The 24,586-nt window shown below is 45.5% G+C and carries 26 protein-coding genes, 1 tRNA gene and 1 other annotated feature; of the genes, 23 read left to right on the top strand and 4 right to left on the bottom strand.

The features are described 5' to 3' along the window. Positions 1 to 21: 21 nt before the first annotated feature. Positions 22 to 1,224, bottom strand: coding sequence for a glycoside hydrolase family 57 protein (locus TM074_RS01715; protein WP_369000662.1), 1,203 nt, complete (start codon positions 1,222 to 1,224; stop codon positions 22 to 24). Next, a complete protein-coding gene (locus tag TM074_RS01710; protein WP_369000661.1) occupies positions 1,221 to 2,411 on the bottom strand; it encodes a glycosyltransferase family 4 protein in 1,191 nt (396 codons plus the stop codon). Before TM074_RS01710 ends, TM074_RS01715 begins: the two co-directional genes overlap by 4 nt. A gap of 139 nt (positions 2,412 to 2,550) precedes the next feature. On the opposite strand from TM074_RS01710, the gene TM074_RS01705 reads away from it, so the two are divergent. The 8 genes from TM074_RS01705 to TM074_RS01670 all read left to right on the top strand — a co-directional run bounded on the left by TM074_RS01705 (position 2,551) and on the right by TM074_RS01670 (position 7,233). Continuing rightward, positions 2,551 to 2,627 (top strand) — tRNA-Trp (locus TM074_RS01705). Positions 2,628 to 2,687: 60 nt separating this feature from the next. Then, the gene (locus TM074_RS01700) at positions 2,688 to 3,227 is read left to right on the top strand and encodes an AAA family ATPase (protein WP_369000660.1); all 540 of its coding nucleotides are present in this window, start codon (positions 2,688 to 2,690) and stop codon (positions 3,225 to 3,227) included. A gap of 2 nt (positions 3,228 to 3,229) precedes the next feature. Continuing rightward, a complete protein-coding gene (locus TM074_RS01695; protein WP_369000659.1) occupies positions 3,230 to 3,922 on the top strand; it encodes a YgjP-like metallopeptidase domain-containing protein in 693 nt (230 codons plus the stop codon). 30 nt (positions 3,923 to 3,952) lie between these two features. Continuing rightward, entirely contained in the window at positions 3,953 to 5,137 is a 1,185-nt protein-coding gene (locus TM074_RS01690; protein ID WP_369000658.1) for a sensor histidine kinase, read from the top strand. A 99-nt stretch (positions 5,138 to 5,236) separates the two neighbouring features. Beyond that, positions 5,237 to 5,566, top strand: a complete 330-nt coding sequence (secE, locus tag TM074_RS01685; protein WP_369000657.1) for a preprotein translocase subunit SecE — start codon at positions 5,237 to 5,239, stop codon at positions 5,564 to 5,566. A 12-nt stretch (positions 5,567 to 5,578) separates the two neighbouring features. Next, on the top strand, positions 5,579 to 6,124 hold the full coding sequence (gene nusG / locus TM074_RS01680) for a transcription termination/antitermination protein NusG (protein WP_369000656.1): 546 nt from the start codon (positions 5,579 to 5,581) through the stop codon (positions 6,122 to 6,124). A gap of 66 nt (positions 6,125 to 6,190) precedes the next feature. Then, positions 6,191 to 6,616, top strand: coding sequence for a 50S ribosomal protein L11 (gene rplK, locus TM074_RS01675; protein ID WP_369000655.1), 426 nt, complete (start codon positions 6,191 to 6,193; stop codon positions 6,614 to 6,616). Between the two features lie 59 nt (positions 6,617 to 6,675). Further along, positions 6,676 to 7,233 carry an L-threonylcarbamoyladenylate synthase gene (locus TM074_RS01670; RefSeq protein ID WP_369000654.1) on the top strand — a complete coding sequence of 186 codons (558 nt, stop codon included), beginning with the start codon at positions 6,676 to 6,678 and terminating at the stop codon, positions 7,231 to 7,233. A gap of 52 nt (positions 7,234 to 7,285) precedes the next feature. Here TM074_RS01670 and eno read toward each other — a convergent pair whose 3' ends face one another. Then, positions 7,286 to 8,566 (bottom strand): phosphopyruvate hydratase, encoded by a 1,281-nt coding sequence (gene eno, locus TM074_RS01665; protein WP_369000653.1) that lies wholly within the window; start codon positions 8,564 to 8,566, stop codon positions 7,286 to 7,288. Between the two features lie 917 nt (positions 8,567 to 9,483). On the opposite strand from eno, the gene rplA reads away from it, so the two are divergent. The 13 genes from rplA to recR all read left to right on the top strand — a co-directional run bounded on the left by rplA (position 9,484) and on the right by recR (position 21,335). Continuing rightward, the gene (gene rplA / locus TM074_RS01660; protein WP_369000690.1) at positions 9,484 to 10,170 is read left to right on the top strand and encodes a 50S ribosomal protein L1; all 687 of its coding nucleotides are present in this window, start codon (positions 9,484 to 9,486) and stop codon (positions 10,168 to 10,170) included. 192 nt (positions 10,171 to 10,362) lie between these two features. Next, on the top strand, positions 10,363 to 11,715 hold the full coding sequence (locus TM074_RS01655; protein WP_369000652.1) for an Ig-like domain-containing protein: 1,353 nt from the start codon (positions 10,363 to 10,365) through the stop codon (positions 11,713 to 11,715). A gap of 177 nt (positions 11,716 to 11,892) precedes the next feature. Then, positions 11,893 to 12,219, top strand: coding sequence for a WhiB family transcriptional regulator (locus tag TM074_RS01650; RefSeq protein ID WP_369000651.1), 327 nt, complete (start codon positions 11,893 to 11,895; stop codon positions 12,217 to 12,219). Positions 12,220 to 12,256: 37 nt separating this feature from the next. Next, positions 12,257 to 12,394 (top strand) — a sequence feature (ribosomal protein L10 leader region). A 58-nt stretch (positions 12,395 to 12,452) separates the two neighbouring features. After that, positions 12,453 to 12,977 (top strand): 50S ribosomal protein L10, encoded by a 525-nt coding sequence (rplJ, locus tag TM074_RS01645; RefSeq protein ID WP_369000650.1) that lies wholly within the window; start codon positions 12,453 to 12,455, stop codon positions 12,975 to 12,977. 153 nt (positions 12,978 to 13,130) lie between these two features. Continuing rightward, complete coding sequence (gene rplL, locus TM074_RS01640; protein WP_369000649.1) at positions 13,131 to 13,508, top strand: 50S ribosomal protein L7/L12; 378 nt, start codon at positions 13,131 to 13,133, stop codon at positions 13,506 to 13,508. A 250-nt stretch (positions 13,509 to 13,758) separates the two neighbouring features. After that, positions 13,759 to 14,274: a hypothetical protein gene (locus TM074_RS01635; RefSeq protein ID WP_039327286.1), complete on the top strand. Its 516-nt coding sequence runs from the start codon at positions 13,759 to 13,761 to the stop codon at positions 14,272 to 14,274. A 9-nt stretch (positions 14,275 to 14,283) separates the two neighbouring features. Next, positions 14,284 to 15,156 carry a DUF2797 domain-containing protein gene (locus tag TM074_RS01630; protein WP_369000648.1) on the top strand — a complete coding sequence of 291 codons (873 nt, stop codon included), beginning with the start codon at positions 14,284 to 14,286 and terminating at the stop codon, positions 15,154 to 15,156. A 154-nt stretch (positions 15,157 to 15,310) separates the two neighbouring features. Continuing rightward, positions 15,311 to 15,766 carry a DUF2690 domain-containing protein gene (locus TM074_RS01625; RefSeq protein ID WP_369000647.1) on the top strand — a complete coding sequence of 152 codons (456 nt, stop codon included), beginning with the start codon at positions 15,311 to 15,313 and terminating at the stop codon, positions 15,764 to 15,766. 341 nt (positions 15,767 to 16,107) lie between these two features. Continuing rightward, positions 16,108 to 17,556, top strand: coding sequence for a DNA polymerase III subunit gamma/tau (gene dnaX, locus TM074_RS01620; protein ID WP_369000646.1), 1,449 nt, complete (start codon positions 16,108 to 16,110; stop codon positions 17,554 to 17,556). Further along, positions 17,556 to 18,905, top strand: a complete 1,350-nt coding sequence (gene dnaB, locus TM074_RS01615; RefSeq protein WP_369000645.1) for a replicative DNA helicase — start codon at positions 17,556 to 17,558, stop codon at positions 18,903 to 18,905. Before dnaX ends, dnaB begins: the two co-directional genes overlap by 1 nt. Positions 18,906 to 18,926: 21 nt before the next feature. Continuing rightward, entirely contained in the window at positions 18,927 to 20,390 is a 1,464-nt protein-coding gene (locus TM074_RS01610; RefSeq protein WP_369000644.1) for an ArnT family glycosyltransferase, read from the top strand. 32 nt (positions 20,391 to 20,422) lie between these two features. Next, positions 20,423 to 20,713 carry a YbaB/EbfC family nucleoid-associated protein gene (locus TM074_RS01605; RefSeq protein WP_039327275.1) on the top strand — a complete coding sequence of 97 codons (291 nt, stop codon included), beginning with the start codon at positions 20,423 to 20,425 and terminating at the stop codon, positions 20,711 to 20,713. A gap of 4 nt (positions 20,714 to 20,717) precedes the next feature. Beyond that, positions 20,718 to 21,335: a recombination mediator RecR gene (gene recR / locus TM074_RS01600; RefSeq protein WP_369000643.1), complete on the top strand. Its 618-nt coding sequence runs from the start codon at positions 20,718 to 20,720 to the stop codon at positions 21,333 to 21,335. Positions 21,336 to 21,403: 68 nt separating this feature from the next. Here the strand turns inward: recR and TM074_RS01595 are convergent, their stop codons facing one another. Next, positions 21,404 to 22,552: a PKD domain-containing protein gene (locus TM074_RS01595; protein WP_369000642.1), complete on the bottom strand. Its 1,149-nt coding sequence runs from the start codon at positions 22,550 to 22,552 to the stop codon at positions 21,404 to 21,406. A gap of 192 nt (positions 22,553 to 22,744) precedes the next feature. Here TM074_RS01595 and TM074_RS01590 point away from each other — a divergent pair, with 192 nt between their 5' ends. Both TM074_RS01590 and TM074_RS01585 read left to right on the top strand, forming a co-directional pair. Beyond that, a complete protein-coding gene (locus TM074_RS01590) occupies positions 22,745 to 23,725 on the top strand; it encodes a bifunctional oligoribonuclease/PAP phosphatase NrnA (RefSeq protein WP_369000641.1) in 981 nt (326 codons plus the stop codon). A gap of 213 nt (positions 23,726 to 23,938) precedes the next feature. Then, positions 23,939 to 24,553: a hypothetical protein gene (locus TM074_RS01585; protein ID WP_369000640.1), complete on the top strand. Its 615-nt coding sequence runs from the start codon at positions 23,939 to 23,941 to the stop codon at positions 24,551 to 24,553. The last annotated feature ends 33 nt before the right edge of the window (positions 24,554 to 24,586 follow it).

Raw genomic sequence — 24,586 nt, 5'->3', positions numbered from 1 at the left:
TTATTACCTAAGAAAATGTTCTTATTTTCGCAGCCGTGAGCGCATGTCGCGAATAGCATTCATGTAGTAGAGAAAAGCGTCATACGGCGAGTCATAGGGACTAAAGTAGGCGTGCACATCACCGTCGGTAAAGCATTTTGTCCCCATGTAATAGAAGTGGTCTGAGGTTTGTAGCTTTCGCCAATCATTAATCAACGATTCATCGCCACTCTTCAGTACTTCATCTCTCAACTCATAAACGTAACGCAAGGCCTCTTTCTGCAGACTATTGCCATTCCAAGCTGTCAAATCTCGCTCAGCATCAGCCCAGGTGACGGGTGACGGCATACTAATTTCGCCAGCTGGCTTATTTTTAGCCAAAGCCTCACTGACTGTATAAAAAGTATTACCACTGACACTCAGCCACTTGCCAACAAATTTCTCGAAAAAGTCAAAAATACCAGACTCTGCCCACTGATGTTCGCCAAAAGTTTCATAGTCCATAAACAAATTAAGCAGCGGGGCGTAGCGAACAGAATCAGTCACCCATGTATTAAATTTGTCTATAGTCAATGGCCAATCGCTCCATTTCTGGTCACTAAACCTAAACGCCAAGTCATCACTCAGTCGATAATTTTTAAGTAGTAATCCAATTTTTTCCGTGCCAGTCGGTCGGTAAACATAATTAGGACTGCGCCAATTAAGAATTGGATCCCAGCCTTCGGCCAGTACGCCTTTAAAACCGTATTGCTCTGCCCATTTGGCCAGTTCATCGCTATACGCTAATTCCGTATTTGCCAGCACCCGCGTTTCCACCCCAAAAACCTCGCGAATCTTCCAGCGATGAAGCTCAATCTGCCGCTCAAACTCCTTACGTGAATAGAAAAACGCCAGACTGTGATGATAAGGACTTGATAAAATCTCCACTTGGCCAGTTTTCACCAAGCGCCTAAAACTATCCAGGACATCAGGATTAAACTGCTCGGCCTGCTCTAAGAACGTACCGCTAAAGCTGATCGACAATTTAAAATCAGGATATTTTTTCAGCAATTTCTCAAGTAAAACATTCATCGGTAAATACGATTTTTCTGCAACTTTCTGGAATATTTTTTGGTTGTCCTGAGCTGGATTTTGACCGCCAGAAAAATAATCATGTTTCCAAGCTACGTCGAATATGCTATATTCACGTACCCGCCAAGGCTGATGGACATGAAGATATAAAACTATACCTTTGTCTTCGCTCACGTCAACGCCCCCTCATACAATCTTAAGCATTGTCTAGCCGCATCTTGCCATGAAATCTTTGCGTACTCATCCTTAACATTTTGCTTGAGAGAATTCTTCAAAGCAGGCGACTCGGCAATATTGACAATTTCATCCGCCAATTTATTCACGTCCCAATAATCAAACCGCATGATATTATTCAGCACCTCGCCAACGCCAGATTGACGGCTAATCAGTAGAGCCGTATCATGATGAGCCGCCTCCAGTGCTGTCAAGCCAAATGGCTCAGAAACCGAGCTCATCACAAAAACATCAATCAAACAGTAAATATCCCGCCATTGTTTTCCGCGCACAAAACCCGTAAAAATCATCTTATCGCTAATTCCCAGATCCGCCGCCAACTCAATCAATTCGTCTCGCTGCTCGCCATTACCGGACAGCACGAACACAATCTTCTCGCATTTATCAAGAGCCTTCGCTGCAGCCCGCACAAAATAAGTCAGACCTTTCTGCACCGTCAAACGCGTTAAAGCACCTACAACTGTGTAGCCATCATACTTTAGCTCTTCCAGGTACCTATAAGTACTCGAGTCATAATCGTGCGGCGGTAAATCAGCCAGGTCAATCGCATTATAAACTACTTCAATTTTCTCCGGTGGAATATGATAATTCTTAACAATTATATCCTTAGTTATCTGGCTAACAGCAATTATTCTATCCGCCATCAACAAACCTTGCTGCTCAATTTCATGCACTAACGGATTTCCTGATTGCTCACCGGAACGGTCAAATTCCGTTGCGTGTACATGCACAATCAATGGCGCACCAGTCATTTCTTTAGCAATCATCCCAGCCTCCATAGTCAACCAATCATGTGCGTGAATAGCATCAGGCTGATGACTCTTCACAAATTTCCGAACATACTTACCATATCGTCGTTGCACGGCACGCATTGGCGAAAGCCCATGCTCATCCTGAGCGTTCTCCCGATCCTCCGGCGAACCATTATTATAAGCGCCCAGGTCATAATAATTCGGCGGCAAGGGCGTAGCTGAATAGATATCCATATAATCAATTCCTGGATGCTCAGCATTGTAGGGAATAATAAAATCAATATCCACGCCCTGAGAAGCCAGGGCCTTCGACATCTGATAACAAGCAACACCAAGTCCGCCGCTATTGTGCGGAGGAAGTTCCCACCCAAGCATTAAAATTTTCATCTCTGTTTTTATTGTAGGACGACGCTTATGTTTTTTCAAGGGATTTTGGTATTTTTTTCACGGAATTTTTATTTTTCACAATTTTAACATTTGCCAGAAGAGCAATTCATGATAAAATAAACGTCATAGGAGTGTAGCTCAGGTGGCTAGAGCACTGGTCTCCAAAACCAGGTGTCGGGGGTTCGAGTCCCTCCACTCCTGCCAAGATTCTCACTTAAAAGAGAATCTTTTTTATTAGTAAAAAATCTGTTATAATCTCTCCATATGAAACCTCTATCGCCTTCGCTTCCTCACATTATTGCCATGGTTGGTGCACCGGGTTCAGGGAAGACTCAGTTTGCTACAGAATTTGCAAAGATTTTTAATTCTCCAGTGATCAATTCTCGTCAATTTGAAGTTTTTACAGACGACACAAAAGCCATTTCTGACGCGACTTTGGCTATCTTAGAAGAATTTTTGAAGACCAAGCAAACTATCATTCTAGACGGCGCTACCGACCAACGCACTAACCGCATGCGTATTAATCGGTTAGCTAGAGAATATGGATATAAAGTCCTATTCGTCTGGGTGCAGACTGATTCTGCAACTGCCAAACGACGCTGGATAAAGAATTACGGACAAGACAGTGACTCGTTCGATCGTCGATTAAAACAATTCTCCGCACCGCACAGTAGTGAATCTTACATTGTAATTAGCGGCCGCCACACTCTAAGCACTCAGGCGCGCACTGTCCTTAAGCAGATTGGCACCAGTCGTCCAGAAGCCCCACGTCGCATTACGCCAAATCGCATTAGCATAGGATAAGCATGCCAACCATTACCGATGCTGAATTCGGAGAGATTGTCGTTAAAAGACAAAGTCTAGCGAAGAGCGTTAGTCTAAAAATCGCGCCGGATGGCCGACTTAGGGTTACTATGCCTGTATATGCGCCTGTTGTCGCAGCAAAAATGCTAATTAAAACCTCGCGTAAACAGATTCGCGAATTAATCTCTAAGCATCAAACAAACTTTTCCTATACCGAAAATCAGCAAATTGGTAAAAGTCACCATCTATTAATACAGCACTCAACTAAGCCATCTACTGTGAAAATTATCGGTACTCAAATATTAGCGGAAATTAACGAATCAGAATCAATTAAATCCACTCCAGTCCAGCAAATTATTCGTGATAAAATCCTCATCGCCCTCAGAAAAGAGGCAAAAGGATATCTGCCAAGGCGTCTGTCATTTTTAGCTGAAAAGCACGGTTTTTCTTTTTATCGCTGTAAAATAACTCACGCCTCCAGTCGCTGGGGAAGCTGTTCTTCTTCTGGAACAATCAGCCTAAATATTGGGATGATGAACTTGCCGTTTGAACTTATTGACTACGTAATTATTCATGAGCTATGCCACACCAGGCACATGAACCACTCGACGGCATTCTGGTCGGAGGTTGCCAAATTTGATCCGCAATATAAAATCCACCGCAATGAACTAAAAAAATATTCACCGCACGTATAGAAATATATACGCTTATGCTATACTTAAGCCATGTGGGTGTTCATTATTTTGTTGATTATTCTTAGTGTTATCTTGGGAAGTATAACTATTGCCCTACATCAATTGTTACAAAAAATTGATGGCAAATTAACTAAAAACTCCCCTAGAAAAAACCTTAGAGAACATCAAAGACTAATTACGCTAATTAACAATATCACTGACGCCATTCTCAGCACCGACGAACACGGAATCATCAATACTTATAACTCTGCCGCTCTTAATTTAATCGACACAAACAGCGGCATTAATGGCGAGCATATTAGCCAAGTTTTAGAACTGAAGACGATTGATAAAAAGCCGATTGATATCTTCAAGGAACTCACCAAATCTTCAACAATTCGTCAGCGTGACGACATAATTATGATGATTGACGATGACGATTACGTACGGCTGGAAGTAACACTTGCTCCAGTTCAAGGTGGCGACAAAATAACCCCGGATGGCTATGTGTTAATTTTACGCGACGTCACAAAAACAAAAAGCCTGGAAGAAGAACGCGATGAATTCATTAGTATAGTGAGTCACGAGCTACGCACACCCATTGCCATAGCCGAAGGGTCGCTAAGTAACGCTAAATTGCTTGTCGAACGTAATATTACTAGCAAAATACCTGAGGCAATTGACGAATCTCATAAGCAAATTTTATTTTTAGCGCGCATGGTAAATGATCTGAGCACGTTGTCACGCGCCGAAAGGGGAATTGCTGACGAGACAGAAATAATCGACGTGGCTGAACTTGCCGCACAGATAAACTCTGAGTACTCGCCACAGGCAGCAGAAAAAAACTTGGCCTTTAATTTGGACATTGGTGGGAGGCTTGGGTCAGTCCAGGCTTCTCGTTTATATCTGGAAGAAATACTTCAGAACTTCATCACTAACGCCATCCGTTACACCCAAGAAGGCTCAGTTACGCTATCGATTAAAAAGAATCGATCTGGCGAAATTATCTTTAAAATAATTGATACTGGTATTGGTATTAGTAAGGCTGACTTAAATAAAATATTTGATAAGTTTTATCGAGCTGAAGATTATCGCACGCGCGAAACTAAAGGCACTGGTCTGGGACTTTACGTATCCGCCAAATTAGCCAAAAAGCTGGGTTGTAAAATTGAGGTAGAAAGCCGGCTGAATCACGGTTCAACTTTTGGTTTTCGATTGAAGGAGTTTAAGAAATGATGAAAAGGATATATAGCGCAACTTGCTATTTTTCCTTAGATAGACTACAATAACTATTGACAGTCTGTGAAAAGCAGACTTTTTAAATTGGGAGAAAATATGGCACAGAAAGGCAAGGCAAGCAGCAAAACCACAGTTCGTCGGATTAAAGCTAATGACGACGCGCCAAAAAAAGAAAAAACTGTCGCAAAAAAGACTAATAGACCAACCAAGGTAGTCGCAAAAACAGCTAAAAAATCTAGTGAACACGGTACGCTAATTGGTTATTTTAAGGGCGCTTGGGCGGAATTGAAGCTGGTTCGTTGGCCAACCCGCTCAGCTACTTGGGCGATGACAGCAGCAGTCCTCATCTTCACCTTGGCTTTTGTTGTTCTAATTCTATTACTTGACGCTGCATTTAATTGGGGCTTTAATCAATTTTTGAAATAAAAGGAGTTATACATGAGTTCAAAACGATACGACGACAGCCAGCAATGGTACGCAATCCACACTTATTCTGGCTACGAAGAAAAAGTTGCTGAGTCAATCCGTCAACGAATTAACGGTGTTGACATGGCCGATAAGATTTTTGACGTTATCGTGCCAAAGGAAAAACAGATCCAAATCCGTAACGGCAAGCGAAAAATCGTTGAGGCTAAAATTTTCCAGGGCTATGTGTTGGTAGAAATGAAATTGACTGACGAAACTTGGTATATTATCCGTAACACCCCAGGTGTAACCGGATTTGTTGGCGCCGACACGACACCAACGCCAGTTTCAGAAAAGGAAATTGCCAAGATTAAAAAGCGCATGGGCGTTGAAGAACCAAAGCACCAGATTGACTTCACTGAAGGCGAAATCGTATCAATTACTGACGGTCCATTCAAGGGATTTGACGGCGCAGTTAGCGAAATCGATGCTTCTAAGGGTACACTGAAAGTTATGGTTAGTATGTTTGGCCGCGACACTCCAGTCGAGCTGGATGCACTACAGGTTAAAAAAGCTTAGCTTGCAATTTAGCGGATTTTTCGCTATAATACTCGGGTTACGCACTATAAACTATAAGGAATAACTATGGCAAAGAAAATTATTGGTAATTTAAAATTGCGCATTCCAGCTGGTCGGGCGACAGCAGGTCCTCCAGTTGGTTCAACACTCGGTCAGTGGGGCTTGAACATGATGGACTTTATCAATCCATTTAACGACGCCACCAAAGACATGATGGGTAAGGACGTAATTGTTCACATTCAAGTTTACGAAGATCGAACCTTTACTTGGAATTCACTCGGTCAACCAGTTGACGACATGATTCGTGAAAAGGCTGGCATCCAAAAGGGAAGCGGTAAGCCGCATGTTGATAAGGTCGGTAAGCTTACTCGCGCGCAATTACAAGAAATTGCTGAGGCGAAAAAAGACCACTTGAACGCAATCGACATCGAAGGCGCAATGAAAGTTGTCGCTGGATCAGCTCGCTCAATGGGCGTAGAAATCGTCGACTAATTTGAAAAGGAGAATAGCCCCGAATCTGTCGGGGCTATTTTTATGGTGAAATTTGAGAAATGATTGTAGAAAATATTTTAGACAGTGCAGTTATCTCAGCTCTCCAATCCGATCAGCTAGTCGTCGCTAAGACCGACACTATTTATGGCGTGCTGGCTATGGCTGAGTCTAATAGGGCAATTGAGAGATTGTACAAAGTCAGGCAAAGACCTTTAAATAAATCTGTCATCGTTCTTGTTGCCGACATTACTGATATTCCTGGGTTGACACCAAGCTTACAAGAAAGTTATCAAGAGTTAGCCAAAAAGCAGCCAACGACAATTGTCGTGAATGTGACTCCTGATTTCCTGCCACATATACCGCACATTAACGGCACGCTGGCATTTCGCGTTGTCCCAAAGTCGCCCCTGTCGGAATTAATTCATAAAGTTGGTTACCTAGCCGCTCCGAGCGCTAATCCGCCGGGTAAAGAGCCGGCAAATAACATTACTGAGGCGATCAATTACTTCCATGAATCCGCTGCCGTCTATGTTGATTCCGGAGACATAACAGGAGTAAAACGGTCGCAAATTATCCGCATCCGTGAATGTGGCGAAATCGAGTTTATAAGAAAATAATTATCAATAAAAAACTTCCCGTCAAAACACATCAGGGAAGTCTTTTTAAAAATTACTTCACAAACGGATGGGCAATTTCCAAATCTGGACGCTTTTCCGCAATTCTCAGCAGCTCATTATATTTAGCAATTCGCTCCGAGCGCGACATCGAGCCAGTCTTAATCTGACCCGTACCCAGTCCAACTGCTAAATGAGAAATCGTCACGTCCTCAGTTTCACCTGATCGATGACTCATCACAGTGTTCCAGCCAGCATTTTTCGCCATCACGACAGCTTGAATTGTCTCGGTCAATGTACCGATTTGATTTGGCTTAATTAAAATAGCATTGCCAGCTTTTTCCTCAATTCCACGCTTCAATCGCTCGACATTTGTCACCAAAAGATCATCGCCAACCAGCTGAGCAAAGTGTCCCAAATCCGCTGTCATTTTCTCCCAATCTTCCCAAGCTTCTTCGTTCAGACCATCCTCAATCGAAAGCACCGGCACACGCCCAAGCAGCGCTTTGTATGTGCGAATCATTTCGTCAGCCGACAATACGCGGCGCTCGGTCGACAAGTGATATTTGCCATCTTTATACAGCTCACTTGCCGCCACATCCAGCGCAAACCCAAAGTCTACACCCAATTTATAGCCGGCCTGTTCAATCGCTCTAGTCAACAGCAGAATTGGTTCCATATTGCCATTTCTGACATGCGGCGCATATCCACCTTCATCACCAACTGTCGTCGGATAACCCTCATCTTTCAATATTTTTGCTAACGCGTGAAACACCTCAGCGCTCATCCGAACCGCGTCAGCAAAGGTCGCTGCGCTAGTTGGAATAATCATATATTCCTGAAAATCAGTCGCACCGAGCGCATGCTGGCCACCGTTCATCACATTAATCATCGGCATCGGCAGGGACATGAACGGACTACCCGCCAAATTATTCACATATTGATAAAGTTCAACACCACGTGACCTTGCCGCAGCCTTCGCCACAGCCAACGACACCGCTAAAATTGCATTTGCTCCCAAGCGCGCCTTATTCGGCGTACCATCCAGAGCTTTCATTTTATTGTCAATTGCCGCCTGATCGAACGGACTCATTCCTTTTAAGGCCTGAGCGATTTCATTATTAACGTTATCAACCGCCCGAAGTACGCCTTTGCCTCCAAACGCTAGTTCACCATCCCTCAGCTCAACGGCCTCAAACGACCCCGTACTCGCGCCTGACGGCACCGCCGCTCGCCCAAAAGAACCATCACTTAGAATTACGTCAGCCTCAACCGTCGGATTACCACGTGAATCTAAAATTTGCCTTGCCTGTATGTTTGTAATTGTTATATCCATAATTACTAGTTTATCAAAAATAGTAACTATACGTTAATTTGACGCAGCAGAATTATCAATTACTTTAGCTCACGCTGCACTTCCGCGGGCTCTATATTATACCCACCAGACAATTCCATACTGCCACACACAGAACCTGTTACGCGTATCATGCCGTTGGATCCTTCAACATCCACGCGCCCAGCACATCCGCTCGTCAATTTATCAACTAGCAATTGACTCTCTTTAGTGGCTTCATCTGACACACCTAGCGCAGCAATAGCAATAGCACGATCACCGCCTGTTCCATTAAGCGCACTTTTTGCAAGTTCATTCGCTAAAAGCTTAAGATTCGATAATCTTTCTAGGGTTTCCGTTATATACGGACAGCCACTGCATCGCTTCGGAAAATTTATACCAGCCGGATGATGTAAAATGGGGTCGTCTGGGCTATTTAATCTCTCTCATAATTGTTATATTATACAATCCTTCTCCATAAAAGTAAATATTTGCCTTAATCTCTAAAAATATGGTATAATTTCATCACTATCAATCAATGCTGGGAGGTTGATTTGTTAAGATGACAAATCGCCGTTCGTACCACAGAAAGGATTATTATGGCAAAGAAAGCCGAGTTGCTAGAAAAAGCAGCAGAACTAAAATTAGCAGTCAGCGAGAAAAACACGATCGCTGAAATCGAAGCAGCAATTGCTGAGGCTACAGACACAACCAAATCTCACGACAGCAAAGACAAAGATGTCGTCGCTGAACGTGAAGCCGTAGTTGCCAAATCTGGCAAACGCAGCCAAAAAGCCCTAGATGAAGCTGCTGAAAAAGCAGAGAAGGAAGCTCGCAAGGAAGCTGGCGACACCACTCCACAGTCTGACGATGCTGAGGCTCACGTAAAGAAAGGCCCAAAGCCAGTTACTCGTCCACGCTTGGAGCGCCGCGGTAAAAAATACCAGGAAGTCGCAAAAAACATCGAGAAGAACAAATTGTACAGCCTAGACGAGGCTTTGAAATTGGCCACTGAAACCAGCCCAGTCAAGTTTGATGCTAGTGTTGAAATCCACATCCGCTTGGGCGTTGACCCACGCCAAGCAGACCAAAACATCCGCTCAACCGTAGCATTACCACACGGTACAGGTAAGGATGTTCGTGTAGCAGTTTTCGCACCAGAATCAGAACATGCTGCCGCTAAAAAAGCTGGCGCTGACATCATTGGTGACGAAGAATTCCTAAGCCAATTGGATAAGGAAGAGTTGAACTTCGACATTTTGGTCGCAACTCCACAGTACATGCCAAAGCTTGGTAAATACGCACGTTTGCTTGGTCCACGCGGTTTGATGCCAAATCCAAAGTCTGGCACTGTTGCTACCGATGTCGCTAAAGCCGTTTCTGAAGCGAAAGCCGGAAAAGTTGAATATCGTGTTGATAAGCAAGCCATCGTTCACTTGTCAATCGGTAAGGTATCATTCGGCGCTGAAAAATTGTCAGAAAACGCACGCGCATTCTTGACCAGCCTGAACTCCCAGAAGCCATCCAGCTTAAAGGGCGTTTACGTTAAGAGCGTTGCAATCGCTACAACTATGGGTCCTGGCATTAAAGTAGAGAACTCTCTGTAATCTTTATATTTCAGGCAGTTAAATCCCGTCGATTCTGGCGGGATTTTTGCGTTACTATTGCATTTTTCATTTTTTATGATAGAATATTAGAGCCCAACTAGGCACTGATGTTCAGAGTTTCTGATTTCCAGCCTAGCTGGATAAGGACCTTAACATCTGTATCTAAAGTTTTCACGAGAGAAAGGATGCGAAATGCATCAGCACCGTAAGACCCCATTGAGGGTACCTATCGCGGCGGCTTTCGTCGCGATTCTCGTGTCGCTCCTCTTCGGAGGAGTGACGCGCGCCGATGAGGCGCAGTCAGCAGCCGAGATTCAGTCGACCAGCGTCACCGCCGAAGCTCAGTCTTCGTCCAGCGTTGTCGCCACAGCGGCAGCTACTGACAACGCCACCTCTTGTATTCCCCAGGATATTTCTCCTGGGGAAATTGAGACCGATTTCAAGACCTCGGACGGTTCATCCGAGGTCACTGCCTACGAGGCGGTGGAATTTTCGGTGTCTCTGACCCTAGAGGAGAATCACTGCGCAGGAGACTCTGTGGTCATCACCGTGCCTAGTGAACTTGGCACGGATGGTGATTTTACGCCAATTCCGATGACGACCCCGGAAGGGGTTACCATCGGATACGCCACCTACCACTCCGACCACACCGTCACGGTCAAGCTGACCAGTGAGGTGGAGGTGCCCGGACGGGCGAACTTCCACGCGTCAGCGTGGTGGCGGGTTCACATGAGCAGCGTGCTGATTCCCGGGGAAACTCGGGAATTGACTTGGAACATTGACGGTATCGTCCGTCGTACCGTCATTAAAGTGGGCACCTGCGACGGATGCTCACATCCCGGAGTAAGACCCTCCAAGTGGGGGTCTGTCGACGGAGAGCGACAGCACGTAACAATCGTGCTGCCGACAGCAGAGCACGACGGGCAAAAATTTACCGTCACAGACGTGCTGACCTCTCCAGGTCAGCGATTTGATTGTGATAACCTGATGGTTGGACAGGTTGGGATTTATACTGAGGCTGGTCCTTGGGGCCAGCCTCAATACGCCAAATTCCAACAACCCGAAATCGTCAGTTGCGACAACGGCAAGGCGACTCTCAACGTCCTTCTCAACACAAACGAGAAGGCTCGTTTTGAGCTGAACGTTCTTGTCGAGTCCACGGATCCAGGTCCGTGGAGCGATACAGCGTCCATCACCTCCCAGGATAAGTCCTGGGAAGTGAGCGCTAAGATCATCAGGCGTGAATCCGGCGGCAACGCCGGGTTTACGCCTGTACCGACGCCGACCCCGGCACCGGAACCCACTCCGGAGCCGGAGCCGAGTCCAACCCCGGCACCGAGTCCGACGCCAACCCCGGCACCCACGCCATCGACGACACCGGCACCCGTGCCCACGCCGTCGGCGACACCGGCACCAGCACGCCAGCACAAGCTGGCGGTCACTGGTGCTACCGGGAGTGCGATCGCCGGAGCGGTCGCACTTCTGGCTCTCGGAATCGGTGCTCTCTGGATGTGCCGCCGCCAGGCGGCACGCTCGAAGGACTGACCTCTTGCTGAGGGGTGTTAGTTTAATCGACTAGCACCCCTTGACAGGGGACACTAAAAACAGATACAGAGAAAAGTTAGGAGGTTCGCCCGCCCGCTCCACCACGGAGCGGGCTTTCTCTTTGTCCAAGATTAATATATATTTGATTTTATTGCTATATTATTGTAAAATAAAGATATGCCAAAATTGAATAACGAAAGTCTATTGGACGGCGCCGAATGTGCGAGACTAGCTCCCGAAGAGGCGAATCGCATATTTTTTCAGGAAAACCCGAATAACCCAGGCCAAGACTTAAGGGGAGTCAGAAAAACAGAAGCTGCAGAAGCCGCCAGATCTATGTGTCGGAAATGTCCAGTCTTAGCGGAGTGTCTAAAATACGCACTCGAAAATCCAAAATTTGCCAGCCACGGAGTATGGGGCGGAATGTCCGAAGGGGAGCGTAAGCGAATACTAAGAATGGGGGAGAGTGAAGTAAACAGGGTAATAAAATCAGCTGGAAAATAATCACCGTAACTCTTGTTTTTCGTTGTCATTTCTGCTACAATTCTAAGGAACATTACCAAAGACAGTGGCGACTTGACGTAAAACAAGTATAAAAATGCCACCGAGGGATGAAACTAACAGTTTTATTTGACGTCTTTGGTAGTGCGAGAATCAAAGACGTTTTTTGATTCTCCATTACCGCACGTTAACAAATTGGCACATAACAAATTAACTCAATCAAAGAAAGGATTTTTATGGCAATTTCACGCGATAAAAAACAAACTTTGGTTGCTGAACTAACAGAGCTTCTAAAAGACGCCAAGGGTACGGCATTTGCGCGGTACCAGGGTCTGAGCGTGGCTGATCTGCAAGAACTTCGTAAGGCAGCTCGCGAAGCAAACGTCGTCATCAAGGTGGTTAAAAACCGCTTGGTACGCGTAGCACTAGAGGGCGTCGACACCTACAAAGAAACTGACACTGACCTCCTAGTTGGCCAATTAGTCTACGCTATCAGTGCCGAAGACGAGGTCATGCCAGCGAAAGTTCTGGACACGTTTGCAAAGACGCATCCAGCACTGCAGTTGGCTGGTGGTTTCTCAGGCGAAGGCCTCAGCATCAACGAAGCTGACATCAAAGCGTTGGCAGGTCTACCAAGCAAAGACCAGCTTGTCGCCGAAGTGGTGGCACAATTGCTCTCACCAGTCCACGACACCGTGGGTGCGCTGGGTGGCAATTTGCACGGACTTTTGGACGGCATCGAAGCCAAAGCTACGGCTTAAGTTTAGCAATCAATCATTTATTTGAGTTCATACCATCTTCAATGTCTCCTCTTTTCGCGCCGGGCGCACATGCGCTCGGGCTGCAATCGCTGTACGGAGACTTATGAAGACGTTACAAACTCAGAATCAATCAATAATGTAAGGAGACATATCATGGCTGATATTAAGAAATTGGCTGAAGAACTGACCAAGTTGACAGTTCTGGAAGTTAACGAATTGAAAAAACACTTGAAAGAAGAATACGGCATCGAGCCAGCTGCTGCAGCTGTCGCTGTTGCTGGTCCAGCTGCTGGCGGTGACGCTGCTGCCGCTGACGAAAAAACTGAGTTCACCGTTACGTTGAAGGACGCAGGTGCTCAAAAAGTTGCAGTCATCAAGGCTGTTAAAGAAATCACCGGTTTGGGCCTCGGTGAAGCTAAAGCTATCGTTGACGGCGCTCCAGCACCAGTTGTAGAAAAAGTTTCTAAAGACGACGCTGAAGCTGCTAAGAAGACTTTGGAAGGCGCCGGCGCTAGCGTTGAGCTTTCATAATTTGTTATATAACGCCAATTTGTTTCGTTTGATCACCGTCCGCTTTGGGCGGTGATTTTTATGTGACCATTTGCTAATATCATGAACCGCGCGCCAATTGCAAGGGTAAAATTTGCAACACTTTTTTATTCACATCTTATAGCACTGTGGAAAATTGGATAAAAATAGATCCGACGACTTGTCACAAACATAAAGCTGTGTTATATATTAGTTAAGTATTATAAAAATAGACAAAGGAATTGCGAGAACCATGTCTGAATTACCAGAAAAACAAATTAAGCGTCTTCGGACACTTATTCAAGAGGCGGAAACTAACTTAGCTGCTGCAAAAGAACTATTAATCAGCATCATCGGTGACGATGGACAAGTAGTCACACCAAAGACCTCGTCCGATAACGTAACTGGAAAAGTTATCGAAGGTGTATTTGACGGGCAAATGATGCTTAGTCCTGACGGAAAAAATTACCCAATCCCTGCCAATTATGCCTCGAAGTCTAAGCTGGTTGAGGGTGATTTGATGAAATTGACCATCGCAGAAGACGGCAGCTTTATCTATAAACAAATCGGCCCAGTGCCACGCAAGCAGGTTATCGGCACGCTCGTCCAGCACGACGGCGTCTATTACGTTGAGGCTTCTGGTCGTGAGTATCGTATTTTACTCGCCAGCGTCACTTATTTCCGCATTAATATTGGCGACCAAGTCACCATCATCATTCCAGAAGACAATCCTGACGCTACCTGGGCAGCTGTCGAAGCAGCACTGTAAAGGAAACTTATGCCGAGCGATTTTTTACTCGCTTACGTCAGTTTTAATAACGAGAATAAGCCGTTTATTGATTGTCAGGTTGGCGATGAAATTAAGAGGCGGGAATTGTTTGGGCAAGATTTATCGCTTGAATTTGACTTCTCGACCAAATATTGTACTGGCTGGGTGGATTTTGAAAATCATTGCAGTCAAATTTGTCCAGATTTCGCCACGGTTAATGGCAAATATGAAAACTGCTTGAAATGCCGTGATCGGACAGGTTTTAATCCCGCGTTTTATAACGCCGATTCCGTGTCGGCGCAGCAGGAAAAGATTAACCAAAACCCGCACTTCGTCTATCTGGCATATTTCGCGCCGGGAGTCATTAAAGTCGGTATCTCGCAGGAAGAACGCGGCATTCGTCGGTTGCTAGAGCAGGGAGCGCGCTTGGCGTTGAAACTGGAGACGTTTTCTTCGGCGCTGATCGCCCGGCAATATGAGGCGAAAATTGCCAGGCTGGACGGCATCATTGAGACCATGCCGATTCATAAGAAACTCGAGCTTATAAAACAGCCTTTCAATCGCGCGGACGGCGAGAAGAAGTTGCGGCAAAAACTACTTGAAATTGAGCAAAAGATTGGTGTGTTATTTCCAAAATCCGAGCTAATTGCTTGCGAAGATTATTTTCATACTAACGATATCGATCTAGCACGAGCTATAATCATGAAAGACCAAAATCAACTTATCGGGCGCGTCCGCAGCGTTATTGGCTCGATTGTAACCATCGAGCATAAAGACCAGCTGCTAGCTTACAATCTTAAGAAGTTCATCGGCTACCAGGCGCGGGTGGTTGATGGCAACATTGAACTGGCACTGCCCAGCACGCAATTGACGCTATTTTAAGCATTATTTAACCGTGTGGCCTTTGCCAATAGCATGCTACTTTCACAAAAAAATATTATTTTAGAAAATAGGGTTGACTTTTCGAGAGAGAGAGAGTAGAATTCCACTTATCCGGGAGAACATCTCGGTGTACGTTTCGCAACCAGAGGAGTTGATGATGAGCAACAAAAAGCGGCTGGCGACATTTGTCGCTGCTATTGTTCTCATGTTCTCAGCGATGACGCTGTCCTCGCCCGCCACCCACGCCGTTGGATGCTACGGCGACTGGTGCTCGGGGCGGGACGCAGACGCAACGGGCTGCAGCGCCGATGCCGTCACCACCCAGGTCTACAACAACAAGGAGTTCTCCTTGCAGGTTAGGTGGTCGCCGACCTGCAAGACAAACTGGGCTCGCATTGTCATGTATAGCCCGGGCTGGATCAAGTGCACTAGCAACGGATATCTGAAAGCCGTCCAGGATACTGGATACACGCAACAGATATTCTTTGATACGGTATGCGCAGCAGTGTCCACCGTGCACTACACACCGATGATTTACTCACCGGTCCACAGAGTACGTGCAGTGTTCGTGAACCAGAACAACTTCACATATTCGACACCTTGGTCGTGAGGCCAGACCCCTACTCTCTATGCTAGCATAGAGAGTAGGGGTAAAACACAGTAAAGGAGATCCGCAATGAACTTAACTACAATATTATTCAATACCGCAATAGTACTGGCGCGATACTTACCATATATCCTGGGGATAGTAGTTCTGACTACATCGCTATTTATCATTAAGAAAGAAAAGATTGGCAAGGAATCTCGAGCCTTACTATTAACCTGTATAGTTACCGCCATTATTACAATAATAATTGTGTTCATGCGATCTCGAATAATCGGAAATCATTTTTGCTAACTTCTGCCTCAAGGTATAGTTTGCTATAATTATCTCATGAGGAATGTGAGGGAATGAGTCAAGCACTGTACCGCAAGTACCGCAGTCGCAGCTTGGACGAAGTGTTGGGGCAAGATCACGTAACCAACATTTTGCGCCGAGCCTTGGAACAGGGAAAAATCGCCCATGCGTATTTACTGACAGGTCCGCGCGGCGTGGGAAAAACATCGGTGGCGCGAATTTTAGCGCATGAGATCAATCAGTTGCCGTATGATGAGGAAGCCTCGCATCTGGATATCATAGAAATTGACGCCGCCAGCAACAACGGTGTCGACGACATCCGCGCCCTACGCGAGAAAGCGCAAGTCGCACCCGTTTCTGCGCCGAAAAAGATCTACATCATTGACGAAGTCCACATGTTGTCCAAGCCCGCCTTCAACGCACTGCTAAAAACATTGGAAGAGCCACCAGCACACGTGATATTCATCCTGGCAACCACCGACGCCGACAAGCTACCCGCCACTATTCTCAGCCGTGTCCAGCAATTTTTCTTCCGTCCAATCCCGACAGACATTATGGCACGCCAGCTCATGAACATTGCCGAAAAAGAGGGCTTCGGCATTGAGGAAGACGCCGCGCGGTTGATCGCCGAGCGCTCACGCGGCGGGTTTCGCGACGGGATTAGCATGCTCGATCAATTGTCAATCTTAGCAACACACGACCAGCCATTGACCAGTGATATGGTCGCTGAATATTTGGGTCTGAGCGACACTTCAAAACTTAATGGATTACTGGATTTATACCAGACTGGCAATAATGAGCAAATCTTAAACGTCTTCCGGGATTTAGAAAATAATGGTGCCAATTCAGTGGTCGTTTCCCATCAACTCCTATCAATTGCTCGCAACAAACTACGGCAAAACCCAAACCTGATCAAGCTAGTCCAGCAGTTAATTGAGGTTGATCGGCACCCGCATCCGGACTTAAAATTATTGACGATATTTATGAATTGCGATTCTCAGCCTAGCAAAGACTCAATTACGCCAAAGAAAAATGTCGCCGAAACCATAGTTAAAAAGCAGCCTACAATTTCAGCACCGGCCAAGACGACTGCTCCAGCTAAACCAATAGAAAAGCCTCTTGAGAAAAAAGAAAAGACGATAGAGCATACAGAGAAGTCCGCCGCAAAACCAAAGAAAACTGACACTCCATTAGAAATGGATTGGGATAAAGTAGTTGAAAAGGCAAAAGAAAAATCCCTTGGGCTATCTTCTTTACTGCAAAAAAGCCAGTGGGCATTTGATGGAGAAAAATTAACAATTTACGCCGGCACCGCGTTTTACAAAAAGAAACTGGACGACGCCAAAAATCGGCCATTGATTGCGGAGATAATCACAGAAGAGACAGGCATGGAGCTAGAAATTGATATAATTGGAGAGAAGAAACCGCCAGAGGACAAAAAGCTGGCGAAAATTGCCGAATTGATGGGTGGCGGTGAAGAGGTTAAACTGGAGGATATTTAATGGCAGATAAAAGTAACGCGAACGGAAAAATTCCACCACAAAATTTAGACGCAGAGAAGAGCTTACTTGGAGCTGTTTTAATTGACGAGGAAGTCCTGGCGGACGCTGCGGAGATCACTCACGCTCACGATTTTTATGATAAAAACCACGGACTGATTTTTGCCGGGATGATGCGCTTATTTGAAAAACATAAGCCAGTTGATTTATTAACACTAACAGATGAATTAAAACGTAAAGATGAGTTAGAATTGGTTGGCGGATCAGCATACCTAACAGAACTGACAAACTACGTACCGACAGCAGCACACGCCTCAGCCTACGCCGAGATGGTAGCGCAAACTGCGGTGCGTCGACGACTAATCAAGGCGAGTGGTGACATTTCTGAACTTGGCTATGACGAATCTACGACAACGCAGGAACTACTGGAAAAAGCTGAGGCTGAATTATTCAGTGTTTCCGACCAATCAACCAAACAAGATTTAGTCAGTCTAGAGAGCATTCTGACGGACAGTTTTGACCGAATTGAAGAGCTTAGCAAAAATAAAGGTTCTCTACGGGGCGTCCGTACTGGATATCGCGACCTTGACAATATGACAGCTGGACTGCAGAAGTCCGACTTGATCATCCTGGCGGCTCGTCCGGCCATGGGTAAGACCACACTGGTGACTAACTTGGCATACAATGTGGCGACAATTGAGAAAAAGCCGGTGCTGTTTTTCAGTCTCGAGATGAGTAAAGAGCAATTGGTTGACCGCATGCTAGCAGATGCTTCAGGTGTTGATAGCTGGAATATTCGCACTGGAAACTTGAGCGATAATGATTTTGCTAAATTATCTGAAGCCATGGGAGAGATGGCAGAGGCGCCGATTTACATTGATGATACGCCGGGACTTTCGGTTCTGGAGATGCGTACTAAGGCCCGCAGAATTGCTCACGAAAATCAACTGGGACTAATCATCGTTGACTACTTACAGTTGATGCAGGCCAACGGAAACCACAACGGAAACCGTGTCCAGGAAGTGTCGGAAATTTCCCGCGGTTTGAAGTTAATTGCCCGTGAGCTCAATGTGCCACTGATCGCGTTGAGTCAGTTGAGCCGTTCAGTCGAATCGCGCACCCCGCCAATTCCACAACTGGCCGACCTGCGTGAATCTGGGTCCATCGAGCAGGACGCCGATATCGTCAGCTTTATTTACCGCCCAGGATATTACGAACCAGACAACCCGGAAGTCCAAAACATCACCGACCTAATCATCGCTAAGCACCGTAACGGCCCCGTCGGAAAAGTCCAATTGTACTTCCACCCAGAACGCCTCCGCTTCATGAGCCTGGATCGCAAGCACGAATAGAATTGTGCTATAATCATACCAATGAAAAAGCAAAAAGTTACTGATATTTTTCTTTACCGATGGCGCTATGCTTTCGGATATACTCTGTTGGTATTATTGTACATAGGGGCTGTTACGGTTTCAGCTTTACACGCACCGGGCGGACTGTCTCAAGCAGAAATTGACATGGTTAATACCACAAACCACTTGAAATTTAGCTCAGAAGGACTTGCCACAGCCAACTTACCGTTTCATCTACTTCAGCTAGCATTTTTCAAGCTATTTGGCGTCAGCTTACTGACAATTAAAGCCCCAGCCGTCCTACTGTCGATTATTAGCTCCATAGCCATATTCTTTCTACTTAAACGCTGGTTCAAGCCCTCCACAACCATATTATCGCTACTCATCATGATCAGCACCGGTCAATTCCTATTCATAGGACAGAGCGCAACCGTTGGCGTTTTATATATTTTCTATACCGCCCTAACACTACTTTTTGCGACGCTCATCCTTCAGAAAGCGCCAAAAGCTTCACTCTGGAGAATCGGGCTAGCCATCACCACGGCTTTCAGTCTCTTTACCCCATATCTTTGGTATATCAATTTAGGACTCCTAATCATCGCCTTTCTCCACCCACACCCACGCTACTTTCTTATCTCCAGAAAACATCGAGGGGCCTGGATTTTACCGTTGACTATTCTACTCGCAATAATTCTCGGAATTGGCTTTCTGTGTTATAAATCTCACGCGCTATTTCATAGTCTCATTGGCATTAATAATCTCAGTTTTGATATGTTTGCCAATCTTAAAACCCTATATTACACCTATCTTCGCATCTTCCCGTCAGTCGTAGGCAACCAAATTACACCGATCATGGACTTTAACGCTATGATTCTGATCGGATTAGGATTGGTTCGCAGTTTCCAAAAAATTGGCAGCGCCCGCTCATTTATGATTTGGTCATGGCTAGTTTTAGCAATAGCCCTACTAATCTTCCAGCCAAGCTTAACACCAATTGTCATCGTTCCGCTATTCATTCTGCTAGCAGTCGGCCTAGAGTCTCTAATGTCCATGTGGTACGGGCTTTTCCCGCGCAACCCTTACGCTCGCGGCACAGGATTAGTTCTTATATCTCTCTTAATTATCGTCATGGTAACGGGTGGTAGTTTCCGCTACATTGATAGTTATCGCTATTTCCCAGAGGCTGTTTCACATTTTAATAAAGACTTGTCTCTCTTACAGAAAAATACCGCACCAACTGATTCGTTCTCTATATTAGTCAGCAAAGAAGAATCGCCAATTTACGAAGCGCTCCAAAAACATAGTTATCATAAAATATCAATTATCCGCACAGCACCAGAAAAAGTCGGACAAACACTATACGTCAGCCATGCCGCAAAAACCACCATACCAAAAACCTATTCAAGCCATTTATCTTCAATTATCGTCAGCGAACACAACCAGGGCGGGGACCGCTTCTACATCTACACATCTGACAAAAAATAAGGTATAATTATACATATTAAATAAGGAGGAATATGGCATTTGATCAAGTAAAAATGCTGCAACAGCTACGTAAAGCACAGAAGCAATTAGGCAAGGAGATCATTGAAGTTGAGGCTGGCGATGGTGCGGTAGTGGTGCAAATTAGCGGTGAGCTAAAAATCAAGTCAGTAAAAATTGACCCAGAAATGGTTGACTTAGAGAATATTGAAGAATTAGAACACTGGATTGAAATTGCGGTTCGTGACGGCATGGCTAAGGCTCAGGAGGTTGCCGCCGAGACCATGAAACCATTGATGGGTGGTCTAGGAAACTTGCCATTCTAAGATTATGTCAACTGACATTTTACCCAAAGCCTTAACGGCTTTAATTGATGATTTTGGTAATTTACCCGGAGTAGGACCGCGGACAGCAGAGAGATACGCTTACGCGGTTTTACGCCGTGATCCTAAATCTGCCAAGCAGTTGGCACACTCACTGGATCGACTACATAACTATGTAAAAACTTGCCCAAAAACATTTGCACTGATTGATGCTAGCGACGACGTTTCACCACTATACACAGACCAGGGCAGAAATAGACAGCTTGTTTGCGTAGTTGAAGAGCCACTAGATATTATTGCTCTAGAAAGAACAAAACAATTTACCGGCACCTATCATGTACTGGGTGGCGTGATTTCGCCAATCGATAATATTGGACCAGAGCAACTACATATTCCTGAGCTAATTGAGCGCATAAAAACCGACGACGTACAGGAAATTATTATTGCCACTAACGCTTCAGTCGAAGGTGAGTCTACCGCTTTATTCTTACAGCGCTACATCCAGGAAGCTGGATTAGGCACCACTATTACTCGCTTGGCGCGCGGCATCCCAGTCGGCGTCGACCTTGAATATGCCGACCAGATTACATTAACGCACGCCTTAGAAGGTCGAAAAAAACTATAATCTTACGACTTAAACTAAATAAAATACCCGCCTGATTATGGCGGGTATTTTTCTATTAGCTTAGCCTGTTACATTTGGCGGCGGCTAACAACGTAAGCGACAGTAGCTGCGGTCAATCCACCCAGGCCTAGTGCTGGCATAATCACATCACCTGCACCGGTCTTTGGCAACTCTGGAGAAGGTGTAGGAGTGGTAGGAGTTTCCTGACACTTACTCATATCCGTCGTATGATTTAACTCGTTGAATTCTTCTTTCTTAATTTCACGAATTTCTTTAGTCTTAATCACACACACCTTAATCTTAGAAGGAGCCTCTTTACAGTCATTTGGATTCTTTGAGTGCTTTTTCTCATTGAATTCAGACTCTTTAATAGTTACTGGATACTTCTTTGTTGCTAAATCACAAACTTGAATTTGAGGTTCGTCTTTAACCGTAATGGTCTTTTCACAGTTTGGACTCTGTCTTTTAACTTCGCCAGTCTCTTTGCCGTTTACCGTAACAGTAACTTTATAGTTACCGGATTTTGCGTAAGTGTGTTGGATTTCAGATGAGGTAGTTGTCTGAGTATTACCATCACCGAAGTCGTAAGTGTAGCTGGTGATAGTTGCGCCGTCTTTAGCTGTTGCTTTTGTACTAAACTTAAACGTGTCACGAGAAACTTCAGCTACTTGCAAGACGTCACATGTTAACGCTGGCTTTGCTGGAGGTGTTGTTGGTGGACCCCAAACTGGGTTACCACAATCCTTAATAACGCCGGTGATAAACTTACCATTGTCATCAAACCATGCATAGATTCGGTAGCTCTTAGGACCATCAACGAAGCTCTGACCAGTCGTGTATTGATAGTAAGTATAACCAGCCGCGCTATATGTACGTTGCGGGGCAGGCTGAAGAGTACCAGCCTTAGACTGTACGGTTACGGCGTTTGTAGCCACAACTCGACCGTCAACTGTAATATTACCGCTTGCGTCAACCACGCCTTCACGCATGTTTGAGCCACCCTGAATCATGGTTTCAGTAATATACCATTGACTATATAGAGATTTAATCTCCGAACGGCTATATGCCGATTGCAATTCTGACATAGAATTGGTGCCGCAGTAAACGACATTAAATTTGTTACAGCCGGCAGCCTGTGAAGGCGATGCTAGCCAAATTCCACCGAACAAAGCGATTCCCAGAGAAATAGCGATGCCGATTTTCTTAAATTTGTTCATAAAAACTCCTCTTTCCAGCCCAATATTCGGGCTTTATGTTCCCATACTAGCACAATTTTTATATTTTGTCAATAATAATTTATAAAAATGTTTACGTTTTTAGTGTATCTGTTACGCGTCTCTATATAACTATAAATTAAGTCCCTAAAATTCCCACAAAAGACATAAAAAACTATTTGTTATAATAAATATATGCTCGATACAGCTAAACAATTTATCCAATCTGCAAATAATATAGTAATTATCCAAGCTGAAAATCCTGACGGCGACAGCTTAGGGTCTAGTCTGGCTCTAGAGGAGGTGCTGAGCGACCTCGGTAAAACCGTAACCCTGTATTGTCCGGTCGACATCCCCAAATACCTGCGTTACATCCGCGGCTGGGACAGGGTAGTCGGCGATTTTCCAGCACAGGCTGACGCCGCCATTATTGTTGACACTAGCGCCGACGTATTGCTTAGTAAGGTACTAGAAACACCTGGAGTAAGACATTTTCTGGAAACACATCCGATACTTGTTATTGACCACCACACTGCCGAGTCAACGCTGAGTTTTGAACACACCATGCTCTCTGATACCGTGGTGGCCACCGGGGAATTATTGTACCAATTGTTCACCCATGCTGGCTGGACTATCAACCAGCAAGCCGCCGAAGACCTCCTCATCGCCATCATGTCTGACAGCCTGGGTCTCACCACGCCAAACACCACCGCGTCAACCTTTCATGTGGCTGGTGAATTGACTACACTCGGCGCCTCCAATGCCGAAATCGAGGAGCGACGGCGCGAATTTATGAAAAAATCGCCCGAGATTTTGGCGTACAAAGGCAAGTTGATTGAGCGAATCGAATATTTACTGGGCGGACAATTGGCGTTGGTGCACGTGCCATTTGAGGAGATTCAACAGTACAGCGACGCCTACAACCCCGGCGCGCTGATAGGCGACGAACTGCGGTTGGTCGAGGGCGTGGCGCTTTCATGCGTCATTAAAACCTATCCCGACGGCAAACTGACCGCCCGCCTGCGCGGCAACTTACCGATCGCCGACACCGTGGCTGGCTACTTCGGCGGCGGCGGCCATCCGTACGCGGCCGGCTTCCGCGTGTACGAGAATTATGACGAGGCCGTGCGGGAATTGGTGACGGCAACAGATCAAGCTTTGCGAGAAGTAGATTAGTGTTGACTTTTTTACACTAGTATGATATAAATAGAAGTAGCTTTTGTTGACGAGTTGAGTACATCCTTGTCCAAAAGTGTATCTTGACAAGCAGATGTAAGATTATAGGACAAAGCCCAAAGGCGCGAAGCGGGATTTCAATTGTCGAAAAGCTAAAACATTTGACAATTGAAATCTCGTTTCGCGCCCAGTCATGCGGCGTGGAGTTCTTTATTGAAAAATAAAGATAGCGACAATCGCTGCGAGAAAGAGAAGGGAAAGAAAATGACCTCCAAGGAAGAGAAGCCTATAACATTCACGCTGAAAGATGGAAATCTTGTCAGCATTGAAGGCTCTAGGGGTGTAATCCAGGCTGTCGATGAAGGTCGCTTTTACGTCAGAGACGGAGAAGATCTTGACATCAAGATAGGTGATGATCGCCTCTTCGCGTTGAGCGGAGAGGTGATCATCACCCCTGACGGATCGTACATAAAAGTCAAAGGATCGGACATCCAATTGAAAATGGGTGATAAATCGATCCTAATCTCAAGAGGAACGATCCGCATCTTCGACAACACGGGGGAGGCAATAATCGCTGGCGAGGAAATCGTCGTCAAACACGGAGACTCAACCATTTTTACACCCAGAGGAGACGCCACTATCTACAGATCCAGCGACATGCCCCGGTACACCGACAAGGAAACCCTTGTACACGGGTGGAAGATCCACGCAATAGTTGAAGATCGGGCTCGCTTCATTGATTCTTTCACTGGCTATCAAGAAGCCTGTGTCGGAACAACCAGTGGCGGCAAATTTAGGTTTGTCGTGGGAGTAGAATACAGGCTCTAAGCGAGTACTTCCTGACGAATAGCGACAAGCAGA

Origin of the sequence: Candidatus Nanosynbacter sp. TM7-074 (assembly GCF_041006295.1) — a bacterium.
In the GTDB taxonomy this organism is placed as follows: domain Bacteria; phylum Patescibacteriota; class Saccharimonadia; order Saccharimonadales; family Saccharimonadaceae; genus Nanosynbacter.
The sequence above is the reverse complement of the archived record's forward strand: the minus strand, read 5'-3'. Positions and strand labels throughout refer to the sequence as shown.